The sequence below is a fragment of the Mycobacterium colombiense genome (assembly GCF_001672755.1).
GTDB classification, from domain to species: domain Bacteria; phylum Actinomycetota; class Actinomycetes; order Mycobacteriales; family Mycobacteriaceae; genus Mycobacterium; species Mycobacterium colombiense_C.
Window position 1 is genome coordinate 1 of sequence record NZ_LZKI01000175.1, and the last position, 9,061, is coordinate 9,061.

Below are 9,061 nucleotides of genomic sequence, written 5' to 3' on the forward strand. Positions count from 1 at the left end.
GGCGACCACCCCGGCGGTCCCGGCGGCCCCGGCGGTCCCGGCGACCACCCCGGTGGCCCCGGCGGTCCCGGCGACCACCCCGGTGGCCCCGGCGGGCACCCCGGTGCGCCCAACGGATTCGGTGGACCCGATCCTCACCCCGGTGGCCCGTGGCACGGAGACGCCCAGCGCGGCTACTTCCATGGCGCCCCGTGGGGCGACGGACCCGGACCCTGGGGCGCGGGCGCGCCGCCGCGGCCGGCATGGGATCGACCGCTTCCCCCGCCCGGTGGGCGCTGGGACTACGGCCCGATCAACTACTGGGGCTACCAGGAAACCCCGATGTGGGATCCCGGTTTCAACCAGTGGGGCTTCTGGCTCTTCGGAGTGTGGATCCCGCTGTGATCGATAGCTGACAAGACGCCCGCTTCGCCGATTGGCGAAGCGGGCGTCGTCGGTTGTATGTGTTTGGCGCCGAGCGGTTTCTACGCCCGGCGCTGCACTCAGCTTTTCGTGCCGACTGTCAACAGGTCGGGCACCAGCGCCGTCCACACCGGTCGCGGGATCCGGTGTTGATCGGTGATCACGAACCCCGCGTTTTCGAACAACGCCCGCATCTCGGGCGCGGACGCGTTGTGTTGCGGCTTCCACCGAGAGTCCGCGGAGGACTGCAGCCGCGGTTGGCGCGTACTCAGCGCCGAGACGGCCACCAGGCCGCCGGGCGCCAGCACACGATGGAATTCACGCAATGCCGCCGGCTGGTCGAAGAAGTGGAAGGCCGAGGTCGTCACCACGGCATCGAGAGCGCCGTCCTCAAACGGAAGCTGCTCGGCCGGGCCGCGCATCCACTGCACCCGATCCGACCTGGCACGAGCCTGACCGAGCATGCCGTCGGACATGTCGACGCCATAGATCACGTCAGGCTGCAGTTCACGCTGAATGCGGTCGCTCAAAATGCCGGTGCCGCAGGCGACATCAGCGATCTTGCGCGCGCCGTGATTGCGCAGCTGGGCTATCACCTCGTTGTGCGGAGGTCGGTACACCCACTGCTGCAGGAAGGGCAGATCGTATGCCGGCGCGAGGAAGCTCCATATCCGCGTGACAGCCTCGTTGAGTCCTCGCCGCTGCGGTGCCGTCATTTGCTCAGCACCGAGCTGTAGTAGATGGTGTCGGCCATCGACACCGAGTCGTTGGTCTGCGGGATCGCATCGAGCCCGGAGTCGGAGAGCAGGTCGGTCATCCGGATGCCATCCGACTGCCACCCCAGGTTGTCCAGATAGGCGGCGACCTCGTTGCGCTCGCCCTGGTAGCCGAGCTCGCCGAATTCCAGGTCGAAGCCATGCTCACGCCATTTCGCGGTGGCCCGTTGCATCATCTCCTGGGCTTTCTCGGTGTCTACCTCTGACATGTCGGGAATAGCTTCGCACGCCAGCCGGCTGCCGTCAGCGCTGAGTGCGGTGATGTTGTCCAGCAGGCGATCTTGGGCCTCCGGCGGCAGGTACCCGAAGAGTCCCTCCGCGATCCATGCGGTCGGCTGGCTCTTGTCAAAGCCGGCTTCTACCAATGCCTTTGGCCAGTCATTCCGCAGGTCGACCGCGACCGTGCGGAGCTCGGCCTGCGGGGCGGCACCCAGCTGGGCCAGCGTGGCGGCCTTGAATTCGATCACCTGCGGCTGGTCGATCTCGAACAGGGTCGTGTCGGCCGGCCACGCCAGCCGGTAGGCGCGCGCGTCGAGGCCCGATGCCAGAATCACGGCCTGTCGGATCCCTGCCTGCGTCGCAGCCTGGAAGAACGAGTCGAAGAATCGGGTGCGGGCGGCCATCGCGGTGGGCATGTGTTCGAGTTTCCAGCCCGATTCGTGGTCGTCGACGTCGGCGGCCACCAGGTCGCCGGAGACCCAGCGAGTGAAGAAGTCGACACCGACGGCACGAACCAGCGGCTCAGCGAAGCGGTCATTGATCAGCGGGTTGTCGGCGTTGGTCGCGATGGCTCGCGCGGCTGCGACCATCGTCGCGGTCGCGCCCACACTGGTCGCCAAATCCCAGGTGTCGTTGTCTGTGCGTGGCATGCGGCTGTTGTCCCCCTCGGAATCACAGGTTACTTAGCCGGTATAACGACTGGCGGACACGCGGAGTTCCCACGCCCGCCGTCCAGCCAGTTCGCCGGTCCGAGCGTCGCGTTGCCGCTCTCTAGTGCGGTCCGGGACGTCCGGGTCCACCCGGTCCACCCGGCCCACCCGGCCCGCCCGGTCCCCCGGGGCCACCCGGTCCACCGGGGCCACCCGGTCCATTGGCGGCCGGGAGCAAAAACACGCATTGATTGAGATCGACGCTCCAGCCCCAACCGGGGGCGCATTCACCGTCGGCGCGGCCGATCGGCGGAGTGGCGATCACCGTCACCGGCAACCCGGCCAACACGAAGGCGACCGCACCGATCACGCAGCGCCGCACGTAACGTCTCATCGCCGACCTCACTTCGTCGTTCGGGCACGGCGGGCGGTGATGACCGGTCGCATCCGACCAAACCCGCGCCCAATCATTGTGCGGCAATCGACCCGTAAACGTGCCGAAATTCGCGAGCTTGAATGACGTTGGCAGGCCGTATTTTCAGTCGGTCACCAATTCGAAGACCGGGATGAGCCGATCGGTTCGCTGCTGGTATTCGCCGAACCCGGGGGCGCGCCCGACCACTACCGGATAGATCGAATCCCTTTCGTCACGCGGTAATTCGCGTGCGGTCGCGGGCTTGGCAGGCTCCGAGCCGATCTCGATCGACACCTGGGGGTAGGCGCGAATGTTGTGCACCCACGCGGGATTGTTGTCCCGACCCGCCGCGGAGCCGACGACATAGATTTTATCGTCGATATCGAAGTACGCGACCGGGTTGACCCGCCGGGCGCCGCTTCGCGCACCGGTCGACGTCAAGAGCAGCAGTGGGAAACCCTCGAATTGCCCGCCCACCTTGCCGCCGTTGCGGCGAAACTCTTCGATGTTCTGCTCGTTGAATTCCCGCTCCGAGCTCAGCGCGTCGTCAGCCATTACGCCATCGTGGCATGCGGCGCGGACCTCGCCAAGCCCCGCGACAGTTGCGTTGCGCCACAAGAGCATTCGATTCTGTGTCAACCTCTACCGGACGGCGCCTGTATGCCGGCCGGCCCGACGATGCTGTTGCTGCCACCCGGGTTAATGATTTGAGGCCGGCCGCCGGCCGGCCCCTGCTGCCAGGTGATGTGGTTACCCGACCCGGTGGTTTTGATGATGGCGACCGTCTGCAGGATCACCGTATTGGCCGAGCCGCTGACGTCGACCTCACCACACGAGCCGTTCAACGTGACGTTGGAGTCGATGCTCACGACGTTGATGGGAGATTGATTTCCGCAGTCATATGTGACCGTCGAGACGCTCTTGTCGATTTTTGCGGGTGCCACGTCAAGGGGCATGAGCCAACGTCCCGACGGTGAGCCGACTGCTCCCGGCGGCGAGGCCCCGGTACTGCCCGTGAGCACGATGCCTGTTGCACCCACCCCTACCGGCGGATGGTCGCTCAGCGCCACGCCGGCCGCCACGACCAGGACCGAGGTCGTCATGGTGGTGAGGACCCGGAAGACTATCCCGGACATACAGATTCAGCCCTTCGAAGCGACACATTAGGGGCCTTCACACTAACCCGCCTGCGCCGCGCAGACGGCAGACCGCAACGGGCCAAGCGCGGGATTTAAGCGCGGCATCCTGACAAGATGCTCAACGGGCGAGCAAGAATCACTTAGACGCGAACTTGACGTTTGCCGTGGGTCACTGCCCCACCGTCGGCGGTGCCGCTTCGATGGTGGTCAGTTCGGTGAGGCCGCTGACCCTGAGGACGGGCATCAGGATGGGGTGCGCGACGAGCTCGATCCGATCGGCGTGGGCGGCCAGGGTGTTGATGGCGGCGCTGTCCAGGTACTCCACCGCGCTGAGGTCGACGCGCAACGCCCCGTCGCCGCTGGCCTCGGTCGCGGCGCTGGCCAACGCCAGATTGAACGCCTCGATGTTGCTCAGGTCGATTTCACCCTCGGCGACCAGCACGAACTTCCCGTCGCTGCCGCGCGCGGTGTCGAGCGTGAGCGGGGTGGTCATCAGGTGATCCTCGTGGACAGGTGAACGGTGGTCCCGTCGGTGTCGGGCCGGATGTCGACATCCTGCATCAGACTTCGCATGAGCGGAATACCGCGGCCCCGATGCGGGCGGGAAGCCGGTTGCGGGGCCTGCCACGAGCCCGTGTCGGTGATGGTCAGCTGGACTTCGTCGCCGAGCGCGACCGCTCCCAGGCGAATCGTGCCCTCCGGTCTATGACGGTGACCGTGCTCGATGGCGTTGGCGACGGCTTCCCCGGCGGCAACGAGCACGTTCAGGGTTTGGTCGGGGTCCAACCGGGCCCGGGTCAGCCAGTTACGCAGGGCAGTACGGGTGGGCGCGAGTTGGCTGACTTCGGCGGGAAAATTCAGCTCCAACGGTGCGGGGTGGCGGTAGAGCAGCAGCACGACGTCGTCTTGGTACCCGCCGTGCGGCGCGACGCGGGACATGACCTGGTTCGCCAGATCCTCCAACTTCAACGCGCGCGAATCCTGGGCGACACCGGCGACGCGGGAGATGCCGTGGTCCAGCGGAACCCGGCGGCGTTCGACCAGACCGTCGGTGTAGAGAAGCAGCGTCGAACGCGCCGGGATGGTCACGTGGGCCTCCGGTCGAATCCAGTTGCCCCGTATCCCCAACGCGATGGTGTGACCCTCGTCGAGTATCTGGGTGCTGCCGTCACCGTGCACCAGGATGGGCGGCGGATGACCGGCGCTGGAGTAGACCAGTTCACCGGTCTCGGGGGTGAGCACCGCGCAGACCGCGGTGGTGCACTGCGCACCGGGCAGCCGCGCGGCGAAGCGGTCCATCCCCGCGAGAGCCGCACCAGGGCTTGGGTTTTCGAACAGGAGCGCGCGACAGGCGCTGCGCACCTGGCCCATCACGGTGGCGGCGGCGAGGCCATGGCCGACGCAGTCGCCGACGATCAACGCGATGCGCCCGTCCTCGAGGTCGACGATGTCGTACCAGTCACCGCCCACCTGGAGGGGCCGTGTCGCGGCTTGATAGCGCACCGCGAACCCGTTGGGCAGATCCGCGGGCCCCAAGATCGCGTGCTGTAGGGCCAGCGCGGTCTCGCGCTGCTGGTCGACCTGGTGCACCCGCTGCAAACCCTGGCCGAGGCGGCCTGCCAGCACGGTGAGCAAGGTCTGATCCTCGAGGGTGAACGGGCGCTGCGCGGTCAGGTCCATCCAAACCACGAGCACGCCGTCGGGGTGCTGCAGCGCAATGCCCGCGGTCCCGGGTTTCGTCGCGCTGGGGGTCAGCAGATCGCCGTCGCGCAAGGAGCTGAGCGCCTTCTGGGTGTCCGATGGCAGATCGGCCCACTGCGCGGGCTCGCCGACCGACACCACCTGTGGTGCACCGAAACTGGTTTCCAGGGTGGACGACGTCTGCGTCGAGAAGGTGACCGCCAGAACGCGGCGCGCCCGCCAGAGCCGACGCAGTTCCTCCGCGGCGGCTTCCACCGCGTCATCGACAGTGTCGGCTTCGGCCAATTCCTGGTTGAGCGCGTGTTCGCGGCCGGCCGCCAATGCCAGGGCGATCGCCGCGTGCCGGGCAAAGTCGCTGACCAGGTCGAGGTAGTCGTCGCCGAACGCGGGCTGGTGCGGGTCGCGCGCGACGGCGATGACGCCGAGCACCGCGTCGTCCGCGATCAGCGGCATGACGATCGCCGACCGTTCACCGACATCGGTGAAGCCCTCGATCGGGTATTGGAAGGATTCGGTGATCAGCGGCACGCCGCGGCGGGCAACGCCGCCGGTGGTCGAGCCGTCCATCGGGACCTGTCGGCCGATCACCTCCGAGGAGTACCGGCCCGCGGTCGCGGCCACGACCAACGTGTCGACCTGGTCGACCGGCAGTTCGGCCTCCTTGGGAACCAGCAGGATGGCCTGCTCGGCGCCGGCCAGCTCCAGTGCCCGGTTCACAATCAGCTGCAACGGCCCCGTCTGCGGGTCACCGGAGAGCAGCGCGGTGGTGATCTCGCGGCTGGCCTTGGTCCACTTCGCCGATTCACGCTCACGCTCGAAGAGGCGGGCGTTGTCGATGGCGGCGGCCGCGGCCGTGGCCATGGCGCGCACGGCGCCTTCCTGCGTGTTGGAGAAGACCCGGCCGGGCCGGTCGTCGGCCAGGTACAGGCTGCCGAAGTTGGCCGCCCGCACGGTGATCGGGATGCCGAGCAGCGCATGCATGGGCGGCTCGTGTCCGCTCAGTGCGCGGGTCGCAGGATGGGAATTCAGATCCTCGACGCGCAGGCCATCGCCGACCGGAAGGTCGCCGAGCCGGCGTGCGGTCTCCGCGTCGATCCCGGCGTACACGAAAGAAACGAGGGTGCCGTCGGCCGCGCGGATGCCGAGGGCGGCGTAGCGGGCGCCGGTCAGCTCCATCGCGGCTTTGAGGACGCGATGCAGCGTGACATCCAGATCCAGATCGGAGCCGATCTCGACAATGACCCGCACCAGTTGTTCCATCTGGTCGCGCGCCGCGACCAGCTCGTCGAGTTGGTCATGCATCCGGCTCACCAGATCGCGCCGGCCCTGCCAGGTGAAGGCGGAGTCACTCCGGTCGCTGTCCATAGGTACCAACGGTAAACGGTCGGGTGAACACCCACGTTCGGTATCTGGATGACCACGGCACGACGCCGGCCTTCTCAGCGCACCGACCCATGAGGGCCGACGCAGTAGCTGGTAGACATCCACCGAGGTCACGGGTCATTGCACGCGGTCAACGAACTGCAGGCAGCGCGGCTTTACTCGATCTTGACCGACTATTGAATTGTCCCGCCGAAGATAGCTGACATGAGTACGCTTTCATCGGTGGAACTGGGGGTTTTGGGTCCTCTCCAGGTCCGGCAAGGCGGAGCGTCCGTCGTCATACCGGGCGCGAAACCGCGCGCCATCCTCACGATGCTCGGGCTGCATTGCGGGTCCGTCGTGCCGGCCGACACCCTCGTCGAGCTGCTCTGGGGCCAGAACCCGCCGCGCACCGCCGCTAAAGCCCTGCAGACCCACATCTCCTCGCTGCGTCGCACCCTCGGCGACGGCTTTGTCTTGACCCAGGGGGCGGGCTGGGTTCTCGCCGAGAGCGAGGTGGACGCGTCGCGCTACAAGTCGGCTGCTCGACTCGGACGCGATGCCGCCGCCGCGGGCGACACCCGCCAAGCGCTGGCCCGCTTCGAGGAGGCCCTTACCCTGTGGCGCGGGATCCCCGAACTGCCAGATGGCCGGCGCGGAACGTCCGAGAAGACGCGCTGGATCGAGGGCCACGCCGCGCTGGTCGAGGACCGGGCGGACGCCCTGCTGGCTACGGGACGCGCCGCGGAGGTCATCGGTGATCTCGAAGCGGCTGTGGCCGAAGCCCCGCTGCGGGAGAGGCGATGGGGGCAGCTGATGCTCGCCCTGTACCGCGCCGGCCGGCAAGGTGAGGCCCTCGGCGCTTATCAACGGGCCCGGTCGCTGCTTGCCGACGACCTGGGCGTCGATCCGGGACCCGAACTTCGCCGCCTCGAGGCAGCGATCGTCGCGCAGGACGCCTCGCTGGATGTCGCTGTGGCACAAGAGGCTCCGTCGGTGACGCGCGCCGTGACCTTTCTGCTCACCGACATCGAGGGATCGACGGCCGCGTGGGAGGCCGATGCCGATGCCATGGCGGTCGCGCTCGCGCGCCATGATGAGCTGGTCAAACAGGTCGTCACGTCGCGGGGCGGTCGGCTGATCAAGACGCGCGGCGAGGGCGACGCGACGTTTTCGGTGTTCGACCGCCCCTCGGCGGGCGCCGCGGCGGCAATTGAGTTGCAGGACGCCATCACTCACGAGCCGTGGGCGTCGCGGGATCCCATCCGTGTCCGCATGGCGCTGCATACCGGCGAGGTCGAGCTTCGCGACGGCGACTACTTCGGCAGGGCCGTCAACCGCGTTGCGCGCCTGCGGTCCCTGGCCGAAGGTGGCCAGATCCTGTGCTCCGGTGCGACCGCCGAGCTCGTCATGGACTCGCTGGCCGACGACGTCATGCTGACCGACCTCGGGATGCGTCAGCTCAAGAACCTCGCGCGGCCCGAGCATGTTTTCGAGCTGCGACTGGAAACCGGCGCCGAACAACCGGCAGCGCAGGCACCCGAAGCGCCGATGGGGCGACCCAACTTTCCCGCGGTGCTGGTCGGGCCCGGGCCGTTCGTGGGACGCGGCCGCGAACTCGAAGGGCTGCTCTCGGCGTGGCAGACCGCGCTTGCCGGGGGTGTGCCCACGGTACTGATCGCCGGCGAACCCGGAGTCGGCAAGACACGACTGGCCGGCGAATGGTCGCAACAGGCCTACGCGCAAGGAGCGGTCGTGTTGTACGGGCGTTGCGACGAGGATCTCGGAGCGCCCTATCAGCCGTTCGCCGAAGCGCTACGTTCGCTGGCACCGTGTGTGGGCGCGGACCGGCTGCGAGGGCTGCGCGGCGTCGAAGCGTTGCTGGCACTGGTGCCCGGGCTGGCCGATGTCCTGCCCGATCTCACTTCCCCGGCTCATGCCGACCCCGACACCGAGCGCTACGCACTGTTCGATGCCGTCGTCGCGCTGCTGGAACTCGCCTCCAAGAGCGCGCCGGTGGTGCTGATCCTCGACGACCTGCACTGGGCAGCCAAACCGACGCTGCTCCTGTTGCGGCATCTGCTGCGATTCGGCGACCACGCCCGCGTGCAGATCGTCGGCACGTATCGCAGCACCGACCTCGACCGCTCCCATCCCCTCGCGGCGACGCTCGCCGATCTGCACCGCGACGGGACAGCCAACCGGCTTACCCTCGGGGGACTCGATGAGGAAGAAGGGGTTACCACCCGTAACGGAGGCCAGTGCGTGCGCGAGTTCCTCGTCGTCGTAACCTGCCTCTGCGACGTACGTGGTCACGTCCTCCTCATCGAGTCCCCCGAGGGTAAGCCGGTTGGCTGTCCCGTCGCGGTGCAGATCGGCGAGCGTCGCCGCGAGGGG

The 9,061-nt window shown here is 67.8% G+C and carries 8 protein-coding genes and 1 pseudogene; 2 read left to right on the top strand and 7 right to left on the bottom strand.

All coding sequences use genetic code 11. From position 1 onward, the window contains the following. A pseudogene (locus A5708_RS26500) lies at positions 1 to 384 on the top strand (chitin-binding protein); the annotation flags it as partial. 98 nt (positions 385 to 482) lie between these two features. On the opposite strand, the gene A5708_RS22490 reads toward A5708_RS26500, so the two are convergent. The 7 genes from A5708_RS22490 to A5708_RS22520 form a co-directional block, all read right to left on the bottom strand. Then, positions 483 to 1,118 (bottom strand): class I SAM-dependent methyltransferase, encoded by a 636-nt coding sequence (locus A5708_RS22490; RefSeq protein ID WP_065030739.1) that lies wholly within the window; start codon positions 1,116 to 1,118, stop codon positions 483 to 485. After that, positions 1,115 to 2,047: a class I SAM-dependent methyltransferase gene (locus A5708_RS22495; RefSeq protein WP_065030740.1), complete on the bottom strand. Its 933-nt coding sequence runs from the start codon at positions 2,045 to 2,047 to the stop codon at positions 1,115 to 1,117. The genes A5708_RS22490 and A5708_RS22495 overlap by 4 nt, the downstream gene beginning before the upstream one ends. Positions 2,048 to 2,168: 121 nt before the next feature. Further along, positions 2,169 to 2,441 (bottom strand): hypothetical protein, encoded by a 273-nt coding sequence (locus A5708_RS27305; RefSeq protein WP_196772721.1) that lies wholly within the window; start codon positions 2,439 to 2,441, stop codon positions 2,169 to 2,171. Positions 2,442 to 2,585: 144 nt separating this feature from the next. Further along, positions 2,586 to 3,017 carry a nitroreductase family deazaflavin-dependent oxidoreductase gene (locus A5708_RS22505; RefSeq protein WP_065030742.1) on the bottom strand — a complete coding sequence of 144 codons (432 nt, stop codon included), beginning with the start codon at positions 3,015 to 3,017 and terminating at the stop codon, positions 2,586 to 2,588. 80 nt (positions 3,018 to 3,097) lie between these two features. Further along, positions 3,098 to 3,598 (bottom strand): DUF3060 domain-containing protein, encoded by a 501-nt coding sequence (locus A5708_RS22510; protein ID WP_065030743.1) that lies wholly within the window; start codon positions 3,596 to 3,598, stop codon positions 3,098 to 3,100. A 172-nt stretch (positions 3,599 to 3,770) separates the two neighbouring features. Next, complete coding sequence (locus tag A5708_RS22515; protein ID WP_065030744.1) at positions 3,771 to 4,094, bottom strand: STAS domain-containing protein; 324 nt, start codon at positions 4,092 to 4,094, stop codon at positions 3,771 to 3,773. Further along, positions 4,094 to 6,667 carry a SpoIIE family protein phosphatase gene (locus A5708_RS22520; RefSeq protein WP_065030745.1) on the bottom strand — a complete coding sequence of 858 codons (2,574 nt, stop codon included), beginning with the start codon at positions 6,665 to 6,667 and terminating at the stop codon, positions 4,094 to 4,096. The genes A5708_RS22515 and A5708_RS22520 overlap by 1 nt, the downstream gene beginning before the upstream one ends. A 240-nt stretch (positions 6,668 to 6,907) precedes the next feature. Here A5708_RS22520 and A5708_RS22525 point away from each other — a divergent pair. Then, on the top strand, positions 6,908 to 9,061 hold a 2,154-nt coding region (locus A5708_RS22525), incomplete at its 3' end, for a BTAD domain-containing putative transcriptional regulator (protein WP_231117991.1).